The sequence below is a fragment of the Limnoraphis robusta CS-951 genome (genome assembly GCF_000972705.2).
In genome coordinates this window covers 1-24,265 of sequence record NZ_LATL02000071.1, presented here as the reverse complement: position 1 = coordinate 24,265, position 24,265 = coordinate 1, and the positions used below count along the sequence as shown (strand labels likewise).

Annotated in this window: 20 protein-coding genes and 1 pseudogene; 8 read left to right on the top strand and 13 right to left on the bottom strand. The window is 41.9% G+C overall.

All coding sequences use genetic code 11. The features are described from left to right. Positions 1-435: 435 nt before the first annotated feature. Both WN50_RS06290 and trpS read right to left on the bottom strand, forming a co-directional pair. On the bottom strand, positions 436-1,326 hold the full coding sequence (locus WN50_RS06290; protein WP_046280554.1) for a methylenetetrahydrofolate reductase: 891 nt from the start codon (positions 1,324-1,326) through the stop codon (positions 436-438). A 108-nt stretch (positions 1,327-1,434) separates the two neighbouring features. Then, a complete protein-coding gene (trpS, locus tag WN50_RS06285; RefSeq protein WP_046280553.1) occupies positions 1,435-2,445 on the bottom strand; it encodes a tryptophan--tRNA ligase in 1,011 nt (336 codons plus the stop codon). Positions 2,446-2,680: 235 nt separating this feature from the next. Here trpS and WN50_RS06280 point away from each other — a divergent pair, with 235 nt between their 5' ends. Continuing rightward, complete coding sequence (locus WN50_RS06280; RefSeq protein WP_046280552.1) at positions 2,681-3,217, top strand: DUF2062 domain-containing protein; 537 nt, start codon at positions 2,681-2,683, stop codon at positions 3,215-3,217. 40 nt (positions 3,218-3,257) lie between these two features. Here the strand turns inward: WN50_RS06280 and WN50_RS06275 are convergent, their stop codons facing one another. The 4 genes from WN50_RS06275 to WN50_RS06260 form a co-directional block, all read right to left on the bottom strand. Further along, positions 3,258-4,613 carry a cytochrome c biogenesis protein gene (locus WN50_RS06275; RefSeq protein WP_046280551.1) on the bottom strand — a complete coding sequence of 452 codons (1,356 nt, stop codon included), beginning with the start codon at positions 4,611-4,613 and terminating at the stop codon, positions 3,258-3,260. A gap of 33 nt (positions 4,614-4,646) precedes the next feature. Then, positions 4,647-5,384: a cytochrome c biogenesis protein CcdA gene (locus tag WN50_RS06270; RefSeq protein ID WP_046280550.1), complete on the bottom strand. Its 738-nt coding sequence runs from the start codon at positions 5,382-5,384 to the stop codon at positions 4,647-4,649. Positions 5,385-5,454: 70 nt separating this feature from the next. Further along, on the bottom strand, positions 5,455-6,138 hold the full coding sequence (locus tag WN50_RS06265; RefSeq protein WP_046280549.1) for a pentapeptide repeat-containing protein: 684 nt from the start codon (positions 6,136-6,138) through the stop codon (positions 5,455-5,457). 140 nt (positions 6,139-6,278) lie between these two features. Beyond that, positions 6,279-7,619 (bottom strand): peptidylprolyl isomerase, encoded by a 1,341-nt coding sequence (locus WN50_RS06260; RefSeq protein WP_046280548.1) that lies wholly within the window; start codon positions 7,617-7,619, stop codon positions 6,279-6,281. A 225-nt stretch (positions 7,620-7,844) separates the two neighbouring features. Here WN50_RS06260 and WN50_RS06255 point away from each other — a divergent pair, with 225 nt between their 5' ends. Beyond that, positions 7,845-8,396: a peroxiredoxin gene (locus tag WN50_RS06255; protein WP_046280547.1), complete on the top strand. Its 552-nt coding sequence runs from the start codon at positions 7,845-7,847 to the stop codon at positions 8,394-8,396. 141 nt (positions 8,397-8,537) lie between these two features. On the opposite strand, the gene WN50_RS06250 is transcribed toward WN50_RS06255, so the two are convergent. Together WN50_RS06250 and WN50_RS06245 are read right to left on the bottom strand one after the other, a co-directional pair. Continuing rightward, positions 8,538-10,022, bottom strand: a complete 1,485-nt coding sequence (locus WN50_RS06250) for a M16 family metallopeptidase (protein WP_046280546.1) — start codon at positions 10,020-10,022, stop codon at positions 8,538-8,540. An 82-nt stretch (positions 10,023-10,104) separates the two neighbouring features. Next, positions 10,105-11,688 carry a M16 family metallopeptidase gene (locus WN50_RS06245; RefSeq protein WP_049558437.1) on the bottom strand — a complete coding sequence of 528 codons (1,584 nt, stop codon included), beginning with the start codon at positions 11,686-11,688 and terminating at the stop codon, positions 10,105-10,107. Between the two features lie 352 nt (positions 11,689-12,040). Here WN50_RS06245 and WN50_RS06240 point away from each other — a divergent pair, with 352 nt between their 5' ends. The 3 genes from WN50_RS06240 (at position 12,041) to WN50_RS06230 (ending at position 14,461) form a co-directional block, all read left to right on the top strand. Next, positions 12,041-12,667, top strand: a complete 627-nt coding sequence (locus WN50_RS06240) for a TetR/AcrR family transcriptional regulator (RefSeq protein WP_046278616.1) — start codon at positions 12,041-12,043, stop codon at positions 12,665-12,667. A gap of 162 nt (positions 12,668-12,829) precedes the next feature. After that, positions 12,830-13,411 carry a Uma2 family endonuclease gene (locus tag WN50_RS06235; RefSeq protein WP_046278615.1) on the top strand — a complete coding sequence of 194 codons (582 nt, stop codon included), beginning with the start codon at positions 12,830-12,832 and terminating at the stop codon, positions 13,409-13,411. 207 nt (positions 13,412-13,618) lie between these two features. Beyond that, entirely contained in the window at positions 13,619-14,461 is an 843-nt protein-coding gene (locus WN50_RS06230; RefSeq protein ID WP_046278614.1) for a Uma2 family endonuclease, read from the top strand. A 95-nt stretch (positions 14,462-14,556) separates the two neighbouring features. Here the strand turns inward: WN50_RS06230 and WN50_RS06225 are convergent, their stop codons facing one another. Further along, a complete protein-coding gene (locus WN50_RS06225) occupies positions 14,557-15,606 on the bottom strand; it encodes a mannose-1-phosphate guanylyltransferase (RefSeq protein ID WP_046278613.1) in 1,050 nt (349 codons plus the stop codon). 222 nt (positions 15,607-15,828) lie between these two features. On the opposite strand from WN50_RS06225, the pseudogene WN50_RS31870 reads away from it, so the two are divergent. From WN50_RS31870 to WN50_RS06215, 3 genes and pseudogenes are all read left to right on the top strand, one after another. After that, positions 15,829-16,183: pseudogene (locus tag WN50_RS31870) on the top strand (RNA-guided endonuclease InsQ/TnpB family protein); the annotation flags it as partial. 73 nt (positions 16,184-16,256) lie between these two features. Continuing rightward, positions 16,257-16,481 (top strand): hypothetical protein, encoded by a 225-nt coding sequence (locus WN50_RS06220; protein WP_046278620.1) that lies wholly within the window; start codon positions 16,257-16,259, stop codon positions 16,479-16,481. A gap of 261 nt (positions 16,482-16,742) precedes the next feature. Next, the gene (locus WN50_RS06215) at positions 16,743-18,491 is read left to right on the top strand and encodes a ShlB/FhaC/HecB family hemolysin secretion/activation protein (RefSeq protein WP_053221443.1); all 1,749 of its coding nucleotides are present in this window, start codon (positions 16,743-16,745) and stop codon (positions 18,489-18,491) included. Between the two features lie 193 nt (positions 18,492-18,684). On the opposite strand, the gene WN50_RS06210 is transcribed toward WN50_RS06215, so the two are convergent. From WN50_RS06210 to WN50_RS35850, 4 genes are all read right to left on the bottom strand, one after another. Continuing rightward, the gene (locus tag WN50_RS06210) at positions 18,685-19,263 is read right to left on the bottom strand and encodes a DUF928 domain-containing protein (protein ID WP_082172342.1); all 579 of its coding nucleotides are present in this window, start codon (positions 19,261-19,263) and stop codon (positions 18,685-18,687) included. 431 nt (positions 19,264-19,694) lie between these two features. Continuing rightward, complete coding sequence (locus WN50_RS30785; RefSeq protein ID WP_053221442.1) at positions 19,695-21,365, bottom strand: calcium-binding protein; 1,671 nt, start codon at positions 21,363-21,365, stop codon at positions 19,695-19,697. A 629-nt stretch (positions 21,366-21,994) separates the two neighbouring features. After that, entirely contained in the window at positions 21,995-23,917 is a 1,923-nt protein-coding gene (locus WN50_RS06200) for a ShlB/FhaC/HecB family hemolysin secretion/activation protein (RefSeq protein WP_235440847.1), read from the bottom strand. Between the two features lie 45 nt (positions 23,918-23,962). After that, on the bottom strand, positions 23,963-24,265 hold a 303-nt coding region (locus WN50_RS35850; RefSeq protein WP_049558434.1), incomplete at its 5' end, for a zinc ribbon domain-containing protein.

The window sequence follows — 24,265 nt, the reverse complement described above, 5'->3', positions numbered from 1 at the left end:
CTCGAGGGTTAGCGCTGAAAGCAAGACTGCTACCGAATACCTATTCTCGACTTGATTTTAACATGGCTTGCCAGGACGTGGAGCTTGCAAAGCAATATAGACTCTAAAACGACCTGGAAAATCACCATTCTAAGATTGTCTCATTCTAATTGAGATTGCAAAAATTTCTCAAAGGTGATCGAAAAGCCTTCTGCTTGAGGTCAGGCACAGATTAACCTCGCTTGTACTGAAGTGGCGGTGGTCAGATAAGCCAAGCGTAGCATTGTACAGCGATCGCCACCTGCGTGAATATTCGATCTCGACGGCTTCTGCGTTTCGTTTTCACCGCAAAATCATCTCTGAAGGAAAAAACACGCTCGACGCAAAGACACCAAGATTCGATTTCGCTGTTCTCTGTTTCTTTGTGCTAAGTTTAATGTTTTAATCGACTTTAGGTTAATATAAAGCTGGAATTCCGGCGACATCTAATATTTTCGGAATCAAGTCTTCTCGTTTAACGGCCATGATATGAACGCCTCGACAAAGTTGACGGGCAATTTTCACTTGTTCAGCCGCAATCATTACTCCTTCTTCTAGAGGTTTTGGGGCTTTTTCTAAGCGTTCAATAATCGATTCAGGAATATTAACACCCGGCACATACTTATTAATAAATCGAGCATTTTTAGCGGATTTTAACAAAAAGATTCCGGCTAAAATCGGCGGTTCAACGCCTGCTGCAACTTCCGTCATAAACTTATCTAAACGGTCAAAATCGGTAATTAATTGACTTTGAAAAAATTGCGCCCCGGCTTTTAATTTGCGTTCAAATCGACTTTTTAAGCCTGACCAACTGGGAGATTGGGGATCAACAGCCGCCCCTGCAAACAAATCTGTTGCCCCATCTGTTAAGGCTTTATCATTCCAGTCAGTACCGTTATTTAACTTTTGAATTGCCTTTAATAATCGCACGGATTCAAAGTCAAAAACAGACCTCGCATCGGGATGATCTCCGGCTTTGACTGGATCACCTGTGAGGGCTAAAATATTCCGAATTCCCAGGGCATCCGCCCCTAATAAATCGGCTTGTAAACCAATGCGATTGCGATCGCGACAAGCGACTTGACAAATGGGTTCAATCCCATGACCTTTTAATATTATAGCAGAAGCTAAGGAACTCATTCCTAGAACGGCTCGACTACCATCGGTAATATTAACCGCATGAACCCGACCTTTGAGGGTGTTTGCCATTTCAATCATGTGAGTCGGATTGGCACCTTTAGGCGGTGCTATTTCAGCCGTAACGATAAATTCTCCAGGGGTTAAACAGGCTGTACGAAAATAACTCATCTATCGATTTTTAAGGTTGATTGTATAGGGTTGATGGCGATGCTAAAATGGTAGGCATCGAATCAGAAATCAGCTAGATGCTCCCGTCCTATTAACTGTTTTTTATCATTAAAGCGGAGTGGAATAACCCAAGGCGGTTTTCACTCGTTTTAAAGTGGCATTTGCTACGGCTTCGGCTTTTTCTCGACCGTCTTTTAAGACCGATTCTAAATAAGCGCGATCGCTCATCACGGCTTTATACTTTTCTTGAATAGGTTTCAGTGCTTCAATGGTTGCTTCAGTCAACAACGGTTTAAATTGACCCCAACCCATATCTTGACATTGGACTGTTACCTGATCTTTTGTTTGACCGGACAAAATGCCATAAAGCATTAAAAGATTATGGCACTCGGGTCGTTCAGAATTATCAAATTCTAAGCCGCGTACTGAGTCGGTTTTACAGCGTTTAATTTTTTTGGTAATTGTATCGGGTGAGTCGAGTAAATTAATTCGACTTAACTCTGAAGGATCAGATTTTGACATTTTGCGGGTGCCATCACTTAAACTCATCACCCGGGCGCCTTCTGTACGAATCAAAGGTTCAGGAATTTTGAGGATTTCTTCTTTTTCTTGACCAAACAAATGATTAAACCGCGCCGCAATATCGCGTGTTAATTCTAAATGTTGTTTTTGGTCTTCTCCCACAGGCACTTTATCCGCATCATAGAGTAAGATATCAGCCGCCATTAATACGGGATAATCCAACAAACCTGTACTGACATTTTCCCCTTGCTTAATGGCTTTTTCCTTAAACTGAATCATATCTTGTAGCCAGTTAATCGGCGTGATACAGTTGAGCAACCACGTTAACTCGCTATGGGCGGAAATGTGAGACTGAATAAAGATGGTAGAATATTCGAGATCAATGCCACAAGCCAAATACAAAGCCGCTATGGTGTAAGTATCCGTCGCTAAAGTGGCGGGATTGTGCGGGGCGGTGATGGCGTGTAAATCGACGACACAAAAGAAGTTATCATACTGGCTTTGACCTTCAACCCAGTTGCGAATTGCGCCTAAGTAGTTACCGAGGTGAAGGTTGCCTGTTGGTTGAACGCCGGAGAGAACTCGCTGTTTACCCATAAGGTCGATTTCGGACTGAACTTATACTATATTGGCACGTTCTGTTGCTGAAAACCGCAGAAACAATAAAGAAGGTAAATTTTTATGATTAGAAATCCCTAAAGCTGAAAGTTGCCTAATTTTCGGGTGAACTGGCAGGATGAGCAGAAGATTTCTACAATAAGGTTAGTAAAAACCAGGAGATATTCCCGTGTTCCGGTTAAATAGGTCACTACTCAAATCCAAAAAGTCTGTAGTGCTAAAATTGAAACTTCTTTATCGATATTCTGGACGTTGGCTGCGCCGTCTCTATCGGCGTGTGATGGCGATGCAGGGAACCCCCGAATATTTAGCGAGAGGGTTAAGCGTTGGTGTGTTTGCGGGATGCTTTCCCTTCTTTGGCTTCCAGATGTTAATCGGTGTCTCCTTTGCGGTGTTGTTTCGGGGTCACAAACTGTTAGCGGTTGCGGGAACTTGGGTGAGTAACCCTTTCACCTATATTCCCATTTATCTGTTTAATTATAAGCTGGGACGATGGTTGTTGGGTTCTCAGGGACCCTTATTTGAAGATTGGGGAAACTTGCACTCGATAGAAGATATTGTAGGCGTTGGGGCGGAATTTGTCCTGAGTTTATTATTAGGGTGTTTTGTAACCGGGATCATCAGTGCAATTCTCACCTATTTTGTTAGCTTACGAATGATTCGATATTGGCGTCAACAACAAGTGAATAAAGTTTGGAATATTAATCATATTCCCCCCAAACACCGAAAGCCTGAAATGAGAGAAAGTTAGTTTAAACCGGGGTTTTTGTTGATTGTGCTTCGCTATCAGATCAAGGTTTAATTTCATCTAAAATCCCAATCACTTCTCGTTCAAAGACAACTTTAGCCCGATTGGTTTTTCCACCCAGGTACAAACGATTATCGGCTTCTAAAACCCAAATTTGCGAGTGTGAGGCATAACTCATTAAGACACTCACCATCAACAACCCAAACCCTAAATAAACCATCGGAATTCCGGGGTCTGCTTTAATTTGGAGTCCGGTACTTCCGACGACTTCATCGACAAATAAGGTCACACCATTAACTTGAGTAGACATTCCGGGTCGCAAGGTTGATACCAGTTGACCTTCGTTATCATATAATAGCAACGTTCCTTGTAAATCCCTTGCTAACAGGGAAACTCCTGCACTTAAATCGGGTTTTGTCGGAATCCAAGTTCCCCAAATTCGTCCTTTTCCTCCTGTGTCTAATTCAGCCATCGGCAGTTGTAAAACGGGGCTTTTATTAATCCGAACCCGAATTCCAGCGATTCCCCAATCGGCTTGATAAAACGTCACGCCTCTATATTTTAAAGGCTGATTAACGTGAATGGTTTGGCGGTCAACTTCTGAACCACTATTATCTAAAACGGATAAATCTGAATAAAATTGATCAATTGTTCCTTCTGGGGTATAATCAATCCAGAATCGATTGACTCTAACTGACCAATCTTTGGGGATTTGAGACTCAGCAAATGCCCCCGCATCAATAATTCGTTTAACTTGAAAGGTTTCTCCACTGGGAACGATTTCTTGGGCGATAAACCCGGTAAAAGACCCAATTAAAGAACCGATTAAAATCAAAATCATACTCGCATGAACGATAATCGGCCCGATTCGTCCAATTAACCCTTTACGGGCATAGAGTTTATGGTCTTCTTCAAAAATTCGATAGCGATGTTTTAGCAATAAACTTTTGATCGTTTCTAGGGAACCTGTTTCGATTTCTGCACTTAAAGCCAGGTTTTTAAACTGTTTAGGGCTTTGATAATAACTCCAGCGTTGGGCTGATTTTAAGTTAGGAAGTTGTCGGGTAAAGGTACAAGCAATTAAGCTACTCCCAAACAGTAACAAAATAGCGAGAAACCACCAAGTTCGATAAACATGATCTAAGCCTAATAGGGCGATTACTTTCCAGGTGAGAAACCCAAATAAAGCGGGATGTTCAGGATAGTTTTTTTGGTAAAACGCCAGAGATTCGCCCTGTTCTATTACTGTTCCTGATATACTAGAAACAGCGATAACCAGTAGTAATACAATGGCTAATCTTAAGTTAGCAAGAACGGGTAAAATTTCCCGTCGCCAGACTTGTAGTGGCTTGTTTACCCAGTCGGAAAGTTTAGATAAAAAGACTTGTTGTGCTGTCATTGTTTAACGTTTATTTGTTGATTTAAAAGGAATTTAAACGATAGGAATTAATCTAGAAAAGAGTGAAAACACACCAAATCCGACTAATAACGCTCCACTAACTGGGGTAATCCAACCTGACCATTGTCGCAAAGAAAGCAGTTTTTTTAGACTAGCTGTAAAGGTTCCTGCTAAGACTAAAGGGGCAACATATCCCACAGCATAAGCCAGGAGTAAAACACCGCCTAAAACCCAATCTTTTGAGGTGGAAACCCAGGCTAATAAAGTGGCTAAAACAGGAGTGCTACAGGGAGAAGCCACTAAACCAAAAGTTACTCCTAAAAAATAGGAACGAACCCCATTCGGGATATTTTTAGGAATCCATCCCATTGTATCAACAGCAGGGAGAGGAATCGGCAAGGCTTCCAATAAATTTAACCCCATTAAAATGGCAATAATACTCACAATAATAGGTAAACCGAAGCCAATTTGACCGTAAACTTGCCCGACTAATGTGGCTAGAATTCCTAAACCTGCTAACGTCGTGGCTAGCCCCAATGCAAACCAACTCGACTGGGCGAGGGCTTGGAGACGGTTTTGAGTTTCGTAGCCGCCAATATAGCCAATGGTAATCGGTAGCATAGACAGCATACAGGGTGTGAGGCTCGTCAGCAAGCCCGCCGCAAAAATAATCGCCACACTCACCCAACTCAGTTGTATCAGTTGCGTTTTGACTAGGGTGTTGGCGTATTGGGCGATTTCATAGAGTTGTGTTTGGAGGGTGTCCAGCATGAGTTAGAATACAGTTCGCGCTTCATCAAAAATTGTAACGTTTTCTCAGCCTAAATATTGCTATGCGTCCCTATTCGTTAATATGACCATCCGGCATAATCGTACCTCGTAGCAAGACACCTTTCAAATTAGCGTTTTTTAAATTAGCGCCTTCTAAGTTGGCGTTACTGAGATTTGTGACTGTTTTGTATTCTCGAAAAGCATAGCTATGTAAGTCAGCATTGCTGAGGTTACTATTAGCTAAGTTGGCATATTGGAGGTTGGTTCCGTGTAAACTGGCTTGGCTTAAATTAGCTTCTGTTAGGTTGGTTCCCCAGAGTCTTGCTTCTAATAAATTGGTTTTTTCTAAGTTAACTTGGGTGAGATTTGCTAAGGTTAAATCGGCTTGCCATAATCCCGCTTCTCTTAAATCTGCGCCTTCTAAATTCGCTCGACTCAAATTGGCACCTAAGAGATTGGCTTTATTGAGTTTAGCACCTCTTAAATCGGCACCTGATAAATCGGCATATTTTAAAACGGCATTTTGTAAGTCTGCGCCTCTTAAATTCGCCCTAGAAAGTTTCACCTCGGGTAAGACAACTCCTCGTAAATCAGCTTGACTTAAATCACAGGTTTTCCAGAGAAAGGTCTGACAATATTTTTTCTTAAGCAGTTGATTAATATCTGAATAATTAGCAGCCTGAACGCTAGTTATTCCCCCTAAAATAAATCCAATGACTAAAAATAGGATTATTGCCAATCTCTTAAGATTCATAGCTTTTTTCAATCACTTCTCAGGACGACAACCTATTTCAATACCTGATTTTTTGACTCTCGAACTCTCGACTCTAAACAATCTGACTCCAATCAACTTCTGTAGATTGAAGTCAAATCTCTACTAAGTTTACTCAATTTCTATCCAATTGTCAAACCCAAATCGTTGGGAGAAAGGACAATCACTGAATTTTGAACGGCATCTGGGAGAACATTCTGTACAATCCCCAAAAAGTCTCCATTTCTGTTGAAAATATAGGTATCTTGACGGACAATATTAAAGCTGAGTTGTGAGGTGCTAATATCTCCCACAATGGCAATGCGATCGCCTTCCCCTGCGTTAAAATCTGCGATGCGATCCACTGCGTTAAAATCTCGAACTCCTACGGATTCATCTAGTCTTAACATAAACGTATCAGCACCCGCTCCTCCCGTCATTGTATCCGATCCCAAATCCCCAATTAAATAATCATTTCCGGCATCCCCATTTAAAACATCATTCTCTTGTCCACCGCGAATAAAATCATCTCCATTCCCACCAGAAATCGTATCGAGTCCGCGATTTCCATTCAGAATATCATTGCCATCCCCGCCATTAATGAGGTCGTTGTCTTGACCCCCAAAAATATAGTCATTTCCGGCTTCTCCGGTGATCGTATCATTACCTTGATTGCCGTTAATTACATCATCAATTTCTGAACCCGTAACGCTATCATTTCCACCCCCAACAAAGACTCCCGAAGGTGCTTGTTGAGAAATTTCTGGGGTCAAAGCCACAGTATTATCAGCATCAAAATCCCGAGTTACTAAAAATTCTAAAGGCAAACTTCGGAGATTAATTCGGTTGATAAAATTGTTTAAAAGCAGTGAATCTGCAATCAGACTGGACTCTCGACCCGGAATAATTCCATCAACAACTTCTGCATCTTGAATGCGATCGCCTTGTTGAATTTGATCAACGACATCAAACCCTTGAATCACCTCACCAAAAACGGCATAATTCCCATCCAAAAAGTCAGAATCAGAGAGATTAATAAAGAATTGCGAGGAGGCTGTATTGGGGTCATTTGTACGAGCCATCGCAATCGTTCCCACCGTATTTTGCAACACCGGAGGAACCGTAATTCCTGCTTGTTCAAGAGTTTGACCCAAAATCGGTTCTGTGGCACCTTGCGGCTTAATTTCTAGGGGAATTGTTCGTTCTTGACCTGTCGCTGGATCAATAAAACCGCCACTTCCAAGCTGTGCGGGTGGGAAATTTGGATCTAAACTATTGGGATCTCCAGCTTGCACAACAAAGGGGTCTGGTTGTCGGACAACGCGATGAAATGAAATCCCATCGTAAAAATCTCGCTCAACTAAATCGACAAAATTTCCCGCAGTAATCGGTGCATTATCACCATCAACTTGAATGATAATGGGCTGTCCATTAACAACCATAATTGCAACAGCAGAACCAGTTAATACAGGTAGATCTTCCATTTTTTAAGGTGAGTTATTCTGAGTTAGAGTAGCAAATTTGTTAAGCCTTTAGAAGTTGTAAAAATCTTCAACTCCCCAAGGTTAACGCCATCATCTTGACCGGAAATCAAGAAGTTAAGTTCCTCAAGAGTCTAGAACGAGATGATGCTCAATGGCAAACTGAGGATTGAGTCTGTTCTCCCCAATTGTGTAAACTTATGTAAAGTACCCTTCTTATTTTGAGTGATGATCTCTCGTCGAACCCTAGTCCGCTTACTGTTAGCGGCTTGTTTAGCTGTATTGAGTTTCAACGTCACTTCTCCGGCGTGGGCGATGGGGGGAACCCTTCCTCCATTAAACCAACCCGCTCCTGATTTTACCTTGCCGACGAATACTGGAGATGGAGAAATTTCTCTTTCTGATTATCGGGGTCAGTGGGTCGTTGTCTATTTTTATCCTCAAGATTTTACCTCGGGATGTACAATAGAAGCGCGTCGCTTTCAACAAGATCTGCCTAAATATTTAGATCGAAATGTGCAAATTTTAGGAATAAGTGCCGATGATGTTGACTCCCATGCCGAATTTTGTGATGCGGAAGGGTTAAAATTTCCCTTACTCGCTGACACCGATGGGACTGTGAGTAAAGCCTATGGTTCTTGGATGAACTTTTTCTCGATGCGACATACTTTTATTATTGATCCAGAAGGTCAATTGCGAGAAATATTTTTGAAAGTTCGTCCTGTCATTCATAGTGAAGAAGTGTTAGCACGTTTGAATGAATTGCAAGCTAATTCTTAATTGAGTTGCCTAAAATTCATCTGTTTTCAGTTAACAGTCTATCTTTCGAGGTAGGCTGTTTTGATTAGGGATTTTGCAAATACAAAGTGTAAAGAGGTAGAGACAGATAAACACTAAATCACTACCTCTTTTCAATTCCTGTTAGCTGGGTTCAGGAATGCTAATATCAATCGCCGTAATTTTGGTTTCTTTATCTAAACTGGCTAGAGGCGGCTGAATTTGCGCTTCATTTCCGACAACTAAAGTCACCATTTGATCGGGTTTGAGATATTTTTGGGCAACTCGTTGTACATCCTCAGCCGTTGTGGCTTCTACTTGACGCTGATACTCAAAGATGAAGTCTTGAGGATAGTCATAATATTCATAAATCATCAAGCGAGAAAGGGTTTGATCAGGAGATTCAAAATTGAAGATAAATGAGTTCAATGTTGAGTCTTTGGCATAGGATAATTCTTCAGGTTTAACAGGTTCAGTTCTGACTTTATCGAGTTCAACACGAACGGCTTTAAGAAAGTCAACAGTTGCATCCGAACGAGTTTGTCCACCTGCAATAAATACACCGGGATAATCATAATTAGCATTCCAAACCCCGTAGACGGTATAAGCTAATCCTTTGTAAGAACGAATTTGGTTAAATAACCGTCCACCAAAGCCATTTAACACCCCGTTTAACACTGTTAATTCGGGATAGTCAGGATTATTTCGTTCTCCTCCCATGTGACCCATTTCCACATAGCTTTGAGTCAGTTGGGGTTGATTGATGAAAAAGATACCGCTTTTGTAAGCTTGATCGGTATTCGGTTCAGGAGGGATTTGAACCGTTGTTGTGGGTTTCCAATTGCCGAATTTTTTAGCAACTAATGCTTTCATTTGATTCGTATCAAAATCACCCACAATCCCTAAAATCATGTTAGCGGGATGAAAATAGTTTTGATAAAATTCAACTAAATTTTCTCGTTGAATATTGTTGAGCGTTTCATATTCAACGGTGCGAGCATAGGGACTTTCTTGACCATAAATTAACTTCTGAAATTCCCGACTGGCTATGCGTTCAGGGCTATCATTGCGACGAGCAATTCCGCCTTTTTGTTGAGTTTTGGCAATCGCTAATTTTTGAGGATCAAAAACGGGTTCCTGCACGACTTCTGCAAATAGTCCAAATACTGTTTCTAGATCTTCACTTAAGGCGCTAAAACTCGCCGAGCCGGCTGTGGTGCCAATTCCGGTTTCAACGGCGGCGGCAAGTTGTTCGAGGATTTGATTTAATTGATCCGCACTATGATCGGTTGTTCCTCCGGTTCGCATCACTTCTCCGGTTAAGCTGGCGAGTCCGATTTTATCGCCCGGTTCGTATCGACTTCCGGTTCTAAATAATGCGGTTCCTCCGATTAACGGAAGTTCGCGATCTTCCATTAAAAAAACCGTGATTCCATTCTCAAGTTGATAGCGGGTATATTCGGGTAAGGGCTGTTCGGGTAGAGGCGGAAACGTCAGTTCAGTATAATGTTTAGCGGTAGAGGCGACAGCCGGAGAACGCCAGGTAATCATTAAGAAGATGGTGACGAACAGCAGTCCGAAGAGAAACCGTTTTGATTTTCTCAGGTTTAATCTGACTTGGGCTTGCATAATTGATCAGTCGTGGTTGTACTTGATACTTTTTCTAGAGGAATGAAAAGTGAAATAGGGATGATTTTGTTGGGTTTGAGGTCTAAGAATCTTCGGGTAATAACCTGCCAATGGTGCGATTTTCTTGACGGAAAGTTTCTTGAGCAACCCGTTGAATATCAGCCGGAGTGATTTGAGAAATGGCATCTAATTGTTTAAACAAATTCATCCAGGTTTTGGTTTTTACTTCGTATTCGAGTAAGGCAAAAGCCATCCCCATATTAGAATCTAGCGATCGCAATAAATCGGCTCTCGCCTGAGTTTTCACCCGCTCTAATTCCTCTAGAGAAACGGGTTCAGTTTTCAAGCGTTCGATCTCTTTTCGCAAGGCTACCGCCGCTTCTTCAACGGAGTGACCGGGAGCAGTCAAAGCATAAAATAACATCAAATTGGGATATTTATCACCGGGATAACCACTAAACCCTTCAGCCGCTAAAGCGATTTGTTGTTGTTCGACTAAAGTTTGATAGAGGCGAGAAGTCCGACCATTACTGAGAATACTGGCGATCACTTCATAAATCACATGATCGGGGTGAGCGAGTGAAGGTCGATGATAACCCTCAAAATACCAGGGTTGAGACTTCAATTTCATCGTGATTTCTCGCGTTTGCTTTTGAGGCGGTTCTACCACTTGTAATTTGGGCGGTTCTGCACCTGCTTGATAACGTCCGAAGTAGGTTTGTGCAAGTTGTTTAACTTGAGCGGCGTTCACATCTCCAACAATCGCAACGGTGAGATTATTGGGAACGTAATAAGTCTTAAAAAACTGATCTACATTGTCTCGATTGAGATTTTCTATGTCTTCTAAATAACCAATCACCGGACGACGATAGGGATGAACTTGAAAGGCTGTAGCGGTAAATTGTTCAATCATCTGACCGACGGGGGAATTTTCGGTTCGCAGTCGTCTTTCTTCTAAAATGACCTGTTTTTCTTTAAAAAATTCTCGAAAAACGGGTTCTAAAAATCGTTCAGACTCCAGAGACATCCAGAGTTCGAGTTTATTGGCGGGTAAACTATAGAAATAAACCGTTGAATCTGTCGAAGTGGCTGCATTTAATCCAACTCCGCCCGCCCGTTCAACAATTTTAGAAAATTCATTTTGTTTGACAAACTTTGAAGCTTCCGCTTGTACGGTTTCAAATTTACTGACTAATTGAGCAACTTCTTCGGATTTGCCTTGTTTTTCGGCCGCTTGAATTTGCTCAAAGAGCCGATCCATCTGTTCTAGTAAGGGTTTTTCTTGGGGATAATTGGTCGTGCCGATGCGCTTTGTTCCTTTAAAGGCTAAATGTTCTAAATAGTGAGCCACGCCCGTTTGATTTTGAGGTTCGTTGACACCGCCAACATCCGCATAAATTAAGAAGGAAACAACGGGTGCTTTGTGGCGTTCTAGCACAATAAATTTCATGCCATTATCGAGGCGAAACTCACTGACTTGATCCATCACCCGATCTAGATAGGGTTGGATCGAAGTTTTGGGACGGGTGGGGGTTTCATCGGCGAGTAGAGGGTTTGCTGGAATTCCCCAAAACAAGCATATCAGTAGCGTTAGGATTAATCCCCGCCAAATTTTGGGGCTGAGAAGATTCTGGAGACGAGGGGAAACACGCCAACTCGGAAACATAGGCTTTAGTCTTGTGAGGAAATGCTATCAGACGGATTTTAACATTCAGAGCTTGACATCCTCCGACCGTTAAACGGGTTTGAGCGCTCTAACGAAGGATTCTTAGTGAGTTGAGCAACTTTTCAATCTTTATGATAACGGAAGTCTCCCATGAGGAAAACAGATGAAGAGTTTTGTCATTTGAGCAATTTGCCCGATCACAAATGATAGGCTAAGACAGCGAACTCAGAGATTGAGAACACAAAACCCATTGATGAACCGCAACGGTATCATTCGATCTAGACCTGCTCTGACTAACAAGGGTTCCCTGTTTCTGTTTGGACAATTTATTAAGATATTTAACGGTTAAGCGATGAAAATTTTAAATCACTCTCCTCAGTTAGAAAGCGAAACTTCTACTCGCATTTTAAAAGCTGCACAGCGATTATTTGCTCGTAAAGGTTATGATGGCACAACAACTCGGGATTTGGCACAGGCGGCGGGCGTTGCTGAAGGGACAATCTTTCGTCATTTTCCTAACAAAAAGGCGATTTTAATCGAAGTGGCGACGGAAGGATGGATTGAAATTCTGACTGACTTGTTGACAGAATTGAGTGAGATGGGTAGTTATAAAGCGGTGGCTCAAGTGATGCGCCGAAGAATGTTAAATTTACACGAAAATGCTGATTTGATGCGGGTTTGTTTTCTAGAGGCGCAATTTCACCCCGAATTACGCGATCGCATTCAATCTGAAGTGATTGCCAAAATGACGGATGTTGCTGAAGCTTTTTTTGAAACGGCGATGGAAAAAGGGGTTTATCGTCGGATGAATCCTCGCATTGTCGCTCAGGTTTTTTTAGGAATGTTTGCGGTTGCTGGATTTAGTTACACGACGTTAGTTGAACCGGGAGCGCGTCCAAAAGCGATGCAGGAACTTGCTGAAGGTTTAGCTGATATTTTTCTCAATGGGGTGTTAAATACAGAAGAATCTGCTTCTTAAGGTAATAGAGAATAGGCAATGAAAAAGGGTTTCAGTGCCTGTTGATCGTTTTTAACACAGAGCCGTTTATTGATGTCTAGGCAGTTCTAGAAATTGCTAACATAGCACTATAACAAGCAATGAGATCAATCCGCAACTTGAATTTTTGGGGATAAAATTAACATGATTGCTCAAACTGAGAAGAAAATCTACACGATTGAAGAATATCTAGAACTCGAACTTACATCAGAAACACGCAACGAATACCACAATGGAGAAATTATTCCGATGACGGGTGGAACACCAGAACATAACAGAATTAGCGGGAACCTCTATATTGCTTTGAGTCTCTCACTCAAACGTAAACCCTATGAGACGTTTCATGTTGATCAACGGCTTTGGATTCCCGCAGTTAGTCTTTATACTTACCCCGATGTTATGGTCGTTTCTAAGCCGTTAGAACTGCAAACTGGACGCAAAGATACCGTGATGAATCCCTGTTTTATTGCTGAAGTTTTATCGAAATCAACCCAAAATTATGACCGGAGTGAAAAGTTTGCGGCTTATCGTTCTATTCCCGGCTTTCAAGAATATCTGTTGATTGATCAATACCGAATTCATGTTGAATATTACGTTAAAATGGATGTTAATCAATGGCTATTTACCGAATATGATGATGCCAATATTACGTTATCTTTGAGTTCTTTTGAGTTTCAAATTCAGATTGCTGATCTTTACGACAATATTGATTTTGCCGAAGCCTAAATGGTGAGAATAGATTTTCTGGGTTCGCAATATATAGCAGGTCGCACTGGTGTATTGACAAATTGATGAAATTGAGAAACTCTCAAACCTTTACTGAGAGAGGTTTTAAACTTCCTCTTGCCTCTTGCCTTTTGCCTTTTGCCTGCGCGAAGCGCTATAACTTTGATTCTCTAAAATATCTTAATAAGCCCAAATACCAATTTCCTTATGGTTTCACCGTTTCGTCTTCCGCCCCAGTCTGAACCGCCTCTGTCTCCTCGGGAAACCTTGCCAACGATGTATGATTTACCCAGTGAGTATCCTGGAGATCCTGGCTTGCCTGATGAATTTCATCCTTTACAAGCGGAATTGTTACGAAAAACGTTTCAACCGCCTAATATTAGCCTTGATCGCATTTTTAGTGCGACCGATTTAAATCTGTATTATGATCTGACTCATCCTTTATGGTACAAGCGTCCTGACTGGTTTGGGGTGGTGGGGATATCGAGGTTGTATGATCAGCGAGATTTACGCTTAAGTTATGTCATTTGGCAAGAACAAATCAGTCCGTTAATTGTGGTAGAATTATTATCACCAGGAACGGAAGATGAAGATTTAGGTCAAACCCGAAGTGAACCGGGAAAACCCCCGACAAAATGGGTGGTTTATGAACAAATTTTGCGCGTGCCTTACTATGTGGTTTTTAGTCGCTATACGAATGAAATGCAGGCGTTTCATTTAGTAGGCGATCGCTATCACCGAACCGAATTAACAGATGGACGTTTACTGATTCCAACTCTTGAATTAAGTTTAGGAATTTGGGAAGGTTGTTATGAGACGCTAGAACGATCTTGGTTACGTTGGATGACGTTAGAAGGGGAGTTAATTCCGAATGCAGAAGAACAAGCTATTTTAGCCCAAGAACAAGCTATTTTAGCCCAAGAACAAGTTATTTTAGCCCAAGAACAAGCTATTTTAGCCCAAGAACAAGCTATTTTAGCCCAAGAACGTGCAGAAAAACTCGCTCAACGACTGCGAGAATTAGGGATTAATCCAGATGAAATTGTCTAGAGAAAACCTCGTTTGAGGATTGAATTCACGGGTATGATTTAGGGTTTCCCCTAGATGCACCCTGATTGATTTAGAGATTTTCCGGTTAAATTCTCTTACAATAGTTCTTGTAAGTTGGGATCTTCAGCTAACTTCTTTAACAGTTGCTTGATTTCTTGGGTTCGGCTTTTGTTCGCGATTAACGTAACCTTTCCTTCCCGCACGACTAACAAATCTTCAACCCCCAGAGTGACAATAATTTCTCCATCATCCTGACTAAAGAAAATCGAATCTTTGGTATCTAATCCCACATGATGGGCTAATTCAATGTTAGAATCTTTGCTTTCATGTAACCGTTCTAAAGCATTCCAATCGCCGAGATCATCCCAAGCAAATTCTACCGGAAATACACAAGTTTTTTGCGTTTTTTCCATCAACGCATAATCAATGCTAATTTTCGGTAATTCTGAATAAGCCTCTGCACCTTTTTCTTCTAATGCCTTCACCAAATCAGGAACATAAGTTCGTAATTCCCGCAACATGACTCCCGCCCGAAAGACAAAAATCCCGCCATTCCAGCTAAATTTACCTGTTGAAAGGAACTTTTCGGCGGTTTGCTGATCCGGTTTTTCTGTAAATCGTACAACTTGATAAGCCGGACAATCATCAAATACTCCTAACTTTTCACCCTGTTCAATATATCCATAACCCGTCGCCGGATAAGTCGGTTTTACACCCAAAGTTACAATGACATCTTGAGTTGCTGCTAACTGTTTTGCAGCTTTTAAAGTATTCTCAAAAATCTCGGGTTCACCAATCCAATGATCCGCCGGAAAAAATCCAATAACAGCATCTTCTCCATGACGACGGGCGATTTCGATGGTTGTCCAAGCGATCGCCGGGGCTGTATCTCGTCCTTCCGGTTCGGCTAAAATATTTTCTTGAGGTAATTGGGGAAGTTGTTTGTGGACGCCATCAGCCAACATTGTCGAAGTCACAACCCACAGTCCATCCCCATGATCAGTCAGAGAAAGTAATCGATTTGCAGTGGTTTGTAGTAAACTTTGACCACTACCATCTAAGCTTAAAAACTGTTTGGGTCGATGCTTGCGACTCAACGGCCAAAACCGTTCACCTTTACCACCAGCGAGAATAACAGGTATCATGCGTCTTGAGTGTTTAGACATCAATGATTCAATCTTAATTTGTATGTTGTCGGTTGTCAGTTATTTGGCAAGGATGTAGCGTAAACCCTTGTCTTTGCACCCAACACCCCGCCTGACTCTCAAGCTGCTAATGTTTTTTTCTGTTAACTTCGCTACATTTTGCCTCTGATCGTGGCAGAGTGTTAATAGAGCAGTAACTTAGTTGACAATTTATGGTACAACGAGGATTTGAATGTTTCTGGAATGTTAAAAAATCACAAGGCGCGCAGGTGCTATTGCTGATTCGGCTCTTTCTGAAATTCGTCGCCAAGTTGAGTATAAGTCTGAGTGGTACGGTTCAAGAGTAGTGTTTGCTGATAGATTCTATCCGTCAACTAAGACTTGTTCAAGTTGCGGTCATGTTCAAGAAATGCCACTGAAAGAACGAGTTTTTAACTGTAATAATTGCGGTGTAAGCATTGACCGCGATTTGAATGCCAGCCTAAATTTAGAAGGTTATGCCGAGGGCTTCTCGGTGAATTGCCTGTCTGACCGGGTGCTGCTGACAGTCCGGGGTGATGCAGGAAATAAACATTAACACGGTTTATACCGCGTTATATCAGTTTTATAAAGCAGGACTTGAAAAAATTCGTAAGCAGGAGATATTAACAATGAGTCTGCAAGAGCAAGCCCGAGAGTCTATGGCGAAAGAACGTCAACACGACGAACACCTCCATGAATCTATGCTAAATCGCGCCCACGATGAAGTTGATCAGCTTGTAGAAGGAGAAACTCACGAACAAGCACGAGAGTTAGCCGCCCAAGACCGTCTACATGAACAACATCTTCATCAGTCTATGTTAGATCGAGCGACTGAACAACTAGAGCATTCTTAAACTTGATTTTTGTCTCGAAAGTACAGAAGTTGAGAGCAGATAAGATAACCCTGTTTAATCTAGTCTATTAGACAGATTAGATGATATTGTATTGAAATAACACTCTAGTACCAAGTTTACCTATTTTGGTACTCTTTTTTATGTCCTTTTATTAAAACTAAACCCGTTTGCAAACCGAAAAATAGTTAGGGCTATTAAAAAAAAGGAATAGTTAAGCTAGTGTTTGGATTGATTGCTCATCAATGATAATCTAACCTCAATATGCCGATCTTGACATCTTTTTTAGAATTAGCAGTTTTTGGATGTTTTTCCTTATCAGAAGCTTCTATTTATTCTACCTTGTATGAATCAAAAAATCAACCATCAGTTACATCATTTTGTCGAATCTCTGCTTTTAGAGAAACGGACTTAAAACCCTCAAAATCTAAATTTGATCTTTGGGCGCAAAATTATCCTTCAGAACCGATGCAGCCTCAAGCTGAACCCTCACCCGAACCGGAAGCGATCAAGATTTTTGTGCGTCAAATCGAGGTAACAGGAAGTACAGTATTTGATGCAGAAGATTTTAATCCCCTGATAGAATCTTTTGAAGGTCGAGAATTAACCTTAGAAGAAATCAGAAAAGTTGCAGATGTCATTACACAGCTTTATATTAATCGAGGTTATATTACTTCCATCGCTAGACCTATTTCGCAAACAATTGAGAATGAGGTAGTTGAAATTAGGGTAACAGAAGGTCGTTTATCCAATATTGAAATCGAAGGGAATCAACGAGTTAATCAGAGTTATATTCGCAGTCGCATTGAATTGGGGGCTGATATTCCCTTAAATATACAGAAGTTAGAAGATCAATTACGACTTTTGAGAGTTAATCCATTATTTAATAATGTCGAAGCCAGCTTACGTCCTGGTGGAGAAGTGGGTGAAAGTATTTTAATTGTAAGAGTTGAAGAATCTCGACCTTTTTATGGGAGTGTAAATATTGATAATTATTCGCCTCCGAGTGTTGGCGGTGAACGCACAGGGATTAATTTAGGGTTTAGAAATCTAACGGGAATTGGGGATGAAATCGCGGGGTCTTATTCTCGATCAACAACAGGAGGAACTGATGTTTATGACTTTGCCTATCGGGTTCCGATTAATGCGAAAGAGGGTACAATTTTATTAAGAGTTTCTCCGAACCGAAATCGAGTCACCCAGGAACCGTTTGATGAGTTGGATATTCGTGGAACTCAAGCGCGTTATGAGTTGGCTTATCGTCAACCAATTATTCGCAACCCTCGGGAAGAATTGGCGTTCACGTTGAGTTTCGCGATTCAAAATGGTCAAACTTTTGTGTTTGAAGATGTGCCGCGAGCCTTTGTAGAAGGGCCAGATGAAGACGGAAATAGTCGGACTCGGGTGATTAAATTGAGTCAAGATTATCTCAAACGCGACTCAGAAGGATCATGGTCTTTGCGCTCGCAATTTAACTTTGGAATTGATGTTTTTGAGGCGACGGTTAATGAGTCTCCTATTCCAGATGGTCGATTTTTTAGTTGGTTAGGACAGGTACAAAGAGTTCAGCTTGTTGATGAAAATAACTTGATTATTGTGCGAGGTGATCTTCAGCTTACAGCTAATAGTTTACTTCCGGCGGAACAGTTTGTGATTGGGGGTGCAAAATCGGTTCGAGGCTACCGACAAAATATGCGAACAGGTGATAGTGGATTTCGTTTTTCGATAGAAGATCGGATTACGTTGAAACGCAATTCTGCGGGTGATCCAATTCTTCAAATTTCACCTTTTTTTGAGATGGGTTCAGTTTGGAATCAAATTGATAACCCGAATAAATTACCTCGTCAGACCTTTTTAGTCAGTACAGGTTTCGGGTTGATCTGGGAGGCATTTTTAGGGGTAAATGGTCTGAGTTTAAGACTGGATTATGGTTTTCCCTTAGTTGACTTCCGAGATCGAGGAGATAATATTCAAGATGACGGAATTTATTTTAATCTCGATTATCGATTTTAAATTTTAGATAAAATGATCAAAAAAAAAGGCGTTCAAACGCCCTATAGCGGTGTGCGCTCCTATGAGGTACAAACCAGAAACCCGGTTTCTACTAGAAACCGGGTTTCTACCCAATCTATCACAGAACTGAAAACTGCTATATTAGCAGACAAAAATTAGCTGAAATTTGGTATAATTTTCTTACAAACAAGTTCTACTTTTCTGTTTCTGACTCTGCGGTTAACTGAACTCGTTTGATTGAACCCTCGACATATATAGAATCCTGCAAATTAGCTAGGCTTGTTGGATCACTACAGTGTACAATCAATTTCCACGCATAACTTTGATCAACTTCTAATTCTGTAGAGGGTTGAGGTAAACTGATCTGTACTTCGGGAGAGAATTCACGAACATTAAGCTGAGTTTCATACATGATTTTCGCCTCAGCATTCTCTTCCATCAAGACAAATTCAATCGAGTGAAAGCTTTGTGGGTCAAAGGGAACCTGAAACTGAAAAGTCGGATAGGCTTCTACTGTTTCCAGGGGAACATAGGCGAGTAACTCGTTTGCATCAATCCCCGAAGTACAACTTCCTCTGCTGGCTTGTCCGGTTTGAACTTGGGGTTGACCTCGGTTTGTATAACTGGTTTTGGAGTTGTTTGCTTGAGTCATGGCTTTATTCTCCTGGCGGGGAGAAGGTTCTGCTAACATTGAACTCGTAGAACTGAGCAACATCCCAACGCAGAGAAAGGCAGATATTAGATGTCGATGCTGGAAATTGAGATGATTCATGGTTTGACTCCAGATCAAAGTCTCCTGGTCTAATTACGAAAGGTTGATTGAGTTCTGACAGTTTTCTATGGTCTTTGATAATTTTTCTAGGAAAATATACTCGATCAGGATTAACGAAACAGAACGTAATAAACAGTTGCGGTTGTCTGAACCTATAAACATAATTTAAAGATTCACTGAACTCGCTTTATACTCCTGATATTTAATAGGTTTGGGTTCTTGAACTTATGCAGTTTGTTTGAAAAACCTAAAGTTAAATCATTACAGGAGTAGGTGCGTCAAACGGGTTAATCTGATTACAGACAGGAAAGATGTTGACGATTTGACACACCCTACCTATTTGCTAGCTGAATTCTCACTGGAGAAAGACTGCAATGATTAGAAAATTTGATGAGTCAAATTATTGCAGTTCCTCCGCATTTGGTGTATAATTATCCTAAGATGGTAATGCTGGTATTTTCGGGAACAAAATCCGAGCCAGTTAAGTTAGTAACGCCTTGGATCACTCCTAAATAAGCATCATCTGCGCCTTGAATTGCTGTCGCCATGACAGAGGCACCACCATTAACTTGTAACTCAACTTGAGTGAGCGTTAATTGTGCAAAAGTTGTTCCCCCTGTGAGCATGATTTTATCAACACCCGTGACAAAATCTGTTACTAAATCAGCTTCATCAAGGTTATTAGCTGCGGCGTTACCCCCGGTTAAAACAAAGGTATCTTCACCATTTCCACCTGTAAGAATATCCTGATCGCGATCGCCGATCAAGAAATCATCACCATCGCCCCCTAATAATACATCACTTCCGCGACCACCTCGAACAATATCATCCCCTGCACCGCCATTAATTGTATCATTATCTTGGTTTCCATTCAGGAGATCATCGTCACTTTCACCATTAATTAAATCAGAACCTTGACCCCCTCGCAAAGTATCATTTCCCCCTCCACCATTTAGGGTATCGGCGCCTCTATTTCCATTCACATCTTCTGCACTCGCAGTCCCAGAAATATTATCATTTCCCGACAAGGCGACAATTTGACGATCGACTTGATCCGAGGGAATTGTTATTGTATCAGGTTCGTTAGAAAGGGTGTAGAGTTTAACCTCATCAGAAACATCAATCTCGCTAAATTCATCAATAGAAACCGGATTTCCGGGAACGGTATTGTTAGCAGTTGGACTGTTAATTGAAACCCTAACAACCTGTCCAATTCCACTGCTGAGAACGGTATTTCCGGGTAAACCACTCAGGTTTTCAATAAATCCTGTTCCGGCGGTATTTGAAGTTTCATCTGCAAAAAAGTTATTGATTGTCAAATCATTTGCGGGGTCAGCTAGACCATCTCGACTGATATCAACGATCAAATTTTTGCCATTCCGAGCGAGTCCTATTTGAGTCTGACTAGGAGGTGCTGCAACCGGAGAAAGTGGTAGATCAATATTTAAACTATCTGCATTTCCGCCTGCATCTTCGATTTGAGATCCTCCTGCAAAAGCCACACTATTTATCGTGTAAGTATCGTTTCCTTCACCGCCTTGGAGAACATCTTTTCCGCCTCCACCGGTGAGTTGATCATTTCCTGCTTTTCCTTCTAAAGTATCAGCACCTTCACCGCCATTCAGGTTATCATCAAGATTTCCCCCAATTAAAACATTGTCCTCACTATCACCAAATAAACTATTGGTACTGTTAGTTGATCCGATGACTCCTTCTATATTTTGGAAAACATCAGCCCGTCCGGTTGCAAACCCTGTATTTGAGGTGAGGTCAACAAAAACATTAACTTCATTTGCATAGGAAACATAGTCAAAATCATCTTCACCATCAATGAAATTGTTTCCTAAACCGCTATCTAGCGTATCACTTCCAGTTCCGCCAAAGAGATTATCATCACCATCGAGGGCGTTAATTAAATCATCCCCTTCACCTCCTCCGAGAAGATCATTTCCCAGTTGACCGAATATTTGATCATTGCCAATAAAAACATTACCTGGAATTGGAACACCTGCGGGGAAAATATTATCACCTGAAACGATATTTGTTGTAATTTGATCGGGTGCAATAACGTCATTAACATTGGTTCCATTAAAGATTGCCATGATTAATTTCCTCGGGTTTTTGTTTTAAATGTTTGATGGTTTCTGCTTGAAGCTGTTTAACTTTTTCTCAGAAAAATCAAACTTCAAGCTTGAACCTTCTCTATTAACTGATTAGGATAGAGGTTTGGAGTTTATGCAGGAATAAACTGTATTTTTCTTGAGCGTCTTATTTTAAAGCCTTGTAGCGAAGCCTGTAATTTATGACAACATCTTTATAGGTTTTTAAACTTTTTGAGGGGATGCACAAGCGGATTGATCTTAACAAAATTTTGATTGAATCTGTAGTCCTGTTTTTGAGTGAAACAGTTTTGCTGTAACTCGATTGAGTAAGCAGAAGTCAGGAGTCAGGAGTCAGGAGTCAGGAGTCAGGAGTCAGGAGTCAGGAGTCAGGAGTCAGGAGACAGTAGAAACCGGGTTTCTACCCACAGAAACGAAAAATGGTGAAAAGCCTTATTAGACTTTCGCAAATTCCTCCCTCTTGCCTAAGATTGCAAAGTTGCTTCACTTGGGGAGACCCCAAGACCGCACTTTGCGCTCTTGCCTCTTGCCTTTTGCCTGCGCGAAGCGCTATAAATGAGGCTTGCTGCTGCTTGTCAAGATACCCGCACTCACTCGTGAAGCTTACCCGCTCAAGGTGTGTAGGTGATACTAAAATAGAACCCATCATCCTGGATATTATTACCGCGATCTTGCAACTCAACTAAAGGCACTCCATAATCTAAACGTAAATTCAAGCCCGATAGAGGTTCCCACAACAAGCCCATTCCCACTCCGACTAAAAACGTTCTTCCAAATAAGCGGTTTGGGTTTTCGTCATGATTCCAAACGGTACCGACATCGAGAAACGGCGCCAGTTGCAGTTTAGGCTGTTCCGACTCATCCCGTAACAAGGTGAACCGATCTTCGACTGAAACCCGAAAACCATTATCACCTGATCGGACATTTTGACGATAGCCCCGCACCGATAAACCGCCTCCAATAACAAACTGTTGGGAAGGAAATAAAGCATCCGCCGAAAGTTGTACATCTCCCTGAAGAATTAACAAATGATCCTCGCCAACCCGTTGTACTCGTTGCACCTGACCTAACCAACTGAGAAAATTAGAATTGGGTAAACTGGCAGTATTTGTCGCTCCTAATAACCCCGTGCCAATGCTAAACTGCGATCGCAATGCCCAAGCCCCAAAGCGATCGCGGCGAATGTAGTCTTGTCCGAATTTAAACACACTGGTTCGAGTGACGCCATCTTCTTCTGGCCCTAGTCCAAAAGCAATTCCTTCGCCATCTTGAAAGGTTTGGCTGCGTTGATAAGCGTAACCAATAGACAGGGCTAATTCTTCAACGGGAGTACGAATTAACGGTTGACGATAGCTAATTTCGTAGCGTTGAGATTTTCCATCAATATTCAACTCATCAAAGGGTTCTTGAATGATCGTATTCCAATAGGGGGGAATTCTCAATTGAATCGTCCCGTTCATCGCATTCACAGGAAGGCTGTAGAGAACATCCAAAATATCAGATTCTCCCTCGGTGATCAGGCGAGTGGTATTGTAGGAAACAAATATCAAATCTCCCCGTCCGGTGAGGTTGAGATGGCGTAAATTGAGGCCTAAACGTTCGGAACCAATACTGGGGGGAGAATAGTTATCGGCGCTGATCCCCGCTTGAAAGGGAGGGGCTTCAGTCACACGAACAATTAAAATACTTTGGCCTTCTTGGGTTCCGGCGCGTAAACTGGCTTCAACGGTTTCAAATAGAGGATTTGTCCGCAGCAAACGCAGTTGATCTTCTAAACGGGCGGTGCTGAGAGGTTGTCCGGCGCCGAGTTGGACGCGATCGCGAATATAATCGGGATCGAGGCGTTGAGTTCCTTCGATGTCAATCCGTTCGAGGATGCCTTCAATGACTTGAATTCGCACAACACCCTGACTAATGGTTTGTTCAGGAACAATGGCTCTAGAGGTAATATAACCGCGTTCCAGGTAGATTTCTGTAATTTGATCGGCGGCTTCTTGGAGTTGAGCGAGGGTTACGGAACGTCCTTCTAAGGGGGCAACAATCGCCTCAATTTCTGAGGGCTTTAAAATCGTGCTTCCGGTGACTTCAATGGTTGTGACGGGAATGGGGGGCGTTTCGGGAGAGGGTTGAGTGTCAGTTGGGGGTTCGGGTTGAATATCGGGTTGAGAGGGTTGAGGCGGTTGAGGGGGTTCGGGAGAAGGCTGTAAGAAGCGATCGCGATTGGGGTCAGGGCGGGGATTGAGGGGGCCAGAAGGTAGATTTTCTGGGGAGGAGTCTGGGGTAGCGGTTTGTGAAATCAGGGAACAGGGTGTTAAAGTGCAAGGTTTAGAAGGAAGAGTCCAAGTCTGTGCAGGAAATTTTGATTTTTTTTGATAGATGGTTTCACTTTCGGGGGGGCTACTGAGGGCAACAGGAGCGAGTAAAAGCACCAAGAGGGTTGTATTCGTTAAGATCACTCTACACCGCGAAAATTCAATCCATACACACCAAGCCATCAAGAAGCCTCCGACTGGATACTCCTGTTTATTTGACATCCTCCACCTCCAAATCACGCAGATTATGGAGGTGGATTCCCATCATCACTGATGGGGTTTCCTGGCTCTACGAGCAACCTTACTTTTTGGGATTTCTCCCTCCAAGCAGTGGATCATCTCATCCCCAGGCGTTACTTTCCGAGTGCCCCTCGGTAGTTGTGCTAGTCCTTGTAACGCTTTCATCAAAATATTAATGGCAGCGTTCGTATCCCGGTCATCTAAATAACCGCAGTGTGGGCATTGATGTGTGCGAGTGGACAAAGTTTTCTTAACTTCGGAACCACAGTTAGAGCAATTTTGAGATGTGTAATGAGGTGCAACAGCAATCACTGGCACGTTAAACACTTT

Coding starts and splice junctions, on each gene's coding strand:
- WN50_RS06290 (WP_046280554.1), bottom strand. CDS start 1,326: ATGAGTTATTTTCGTACAGCCTGTTTAACCCCTGGAGAATTTATCGTT.
- WN50_RS30785 (WP_053221442.1), bottom strand. CDS start 21,365: ATGGCAATCTTTAATGGAACCAATGTTAATGACGTTATTGCACCCGAT.
- WN50_RS06270 (WP_046280550.1), bottom strand. CDS start 5,384: ATGCTGGACACCCTCCAAACACAACTCTATGAAATCGCCCAATACGCC.
- WN50_RS06240 (WP_046278616.1), top strand. CDS start 12,041: ATGAAAATTTTAAATCACTCTCCTCAGTTAGAAAGCGAAACTTCTACT.
- WN50_RS06275 (WP_046280551.1), bottom strand. CDS start 4,613: ATGACAGCACAACAAGTCTTTTTATCTAAACTTTCCGACTGGGTAAAC.
- WN50_RS06230 (WP_046278614.1), top strand. CDS start 13,619: ATGGTTTCACCGTTTCGTCTTCCGCCCCAGTCTGAACCGCCTCTGTCT.
- WN50_RS06235 (WP_046278615.1), top strand. CDS start 12,830: ATGATTGCTCAAACTGAGAAGAAAATCTACACGATTGAAGAATATCTA.
- trpS (WP_046280553.1), bottom strand. CDS start 2,445: ATGGGTAAACAGCGAGTTCTCTCCGGCGTTCAACCAACAGGCAACCTT.
- WN50_RS06260 (WP_046280548.1), bottom strand. CDS start 7,619: ATGGAAGATCTACCTGTATTAACTGGTTCTGCTGTTGCAATTATGGTT.
- WN50_RS06250 (WP_046280546.1), bottom strand. CDS start 10,022: ATGCAAGCCCAAGTCAGATTAAACCTGAGAAAATCAAAACGGTTTCTC.
- WN50_RS06215 (WP_053221443.1), top strand. CDS start 16,743: ATGCCGATCTTGACATCTTTTTTAGAATTAGCAGTTTTTGGATGTTTT.
- WN50_RS06220 (WP_046278620.1), top strand. CDS start 16,257: ATGAGTCTGCAAGAGCAAGCCCGAGAGTCTATGGCGAAAGAACGTCAA.
- WN50_RS06255 (WP_046280547.1), top strand. CDS start 7,845: ATGATCTCTCGTCGAACCCTAGTCCGCTTACTGTTAGCGGCTTGTTTA.
- WN50_RS06225 (WP_046278613.1), bottom strand. CDS start 15,606: ATGATACCTGTTATTCTCGCTGGTGGTAAAGGTGAACGGTTTTGGCCG.
- WN50_RS06245 (WP_049558437.1), bottom strand. CDS start 11,688: ATGTTTCCGAGTTGGCGTGTTTCCCCTCGTCTCCAGAATCTTCTCAGC.
- WN50_RS06210 (WP_082172342.1), bottom strand. CDS start 19,263: ATGAATCATCTCAATTTCCAGCATCGACATCTAATATCTGCCTTTCTC.
- WN50_RS06200 (WP_235440847.1), bottom strand. CDS start 23,917: ATGTCAAATAAACAGGAGTATCCAGTCGGAGGCTTCTTGATGGCTTGG.
- WN50_RS06265 (WP_046280549.1), bottom strand. CDS start 6,138: ATGAATCTTAAGAGATTGGCAATAATCCTATTTTTAGTCATTGGATTT.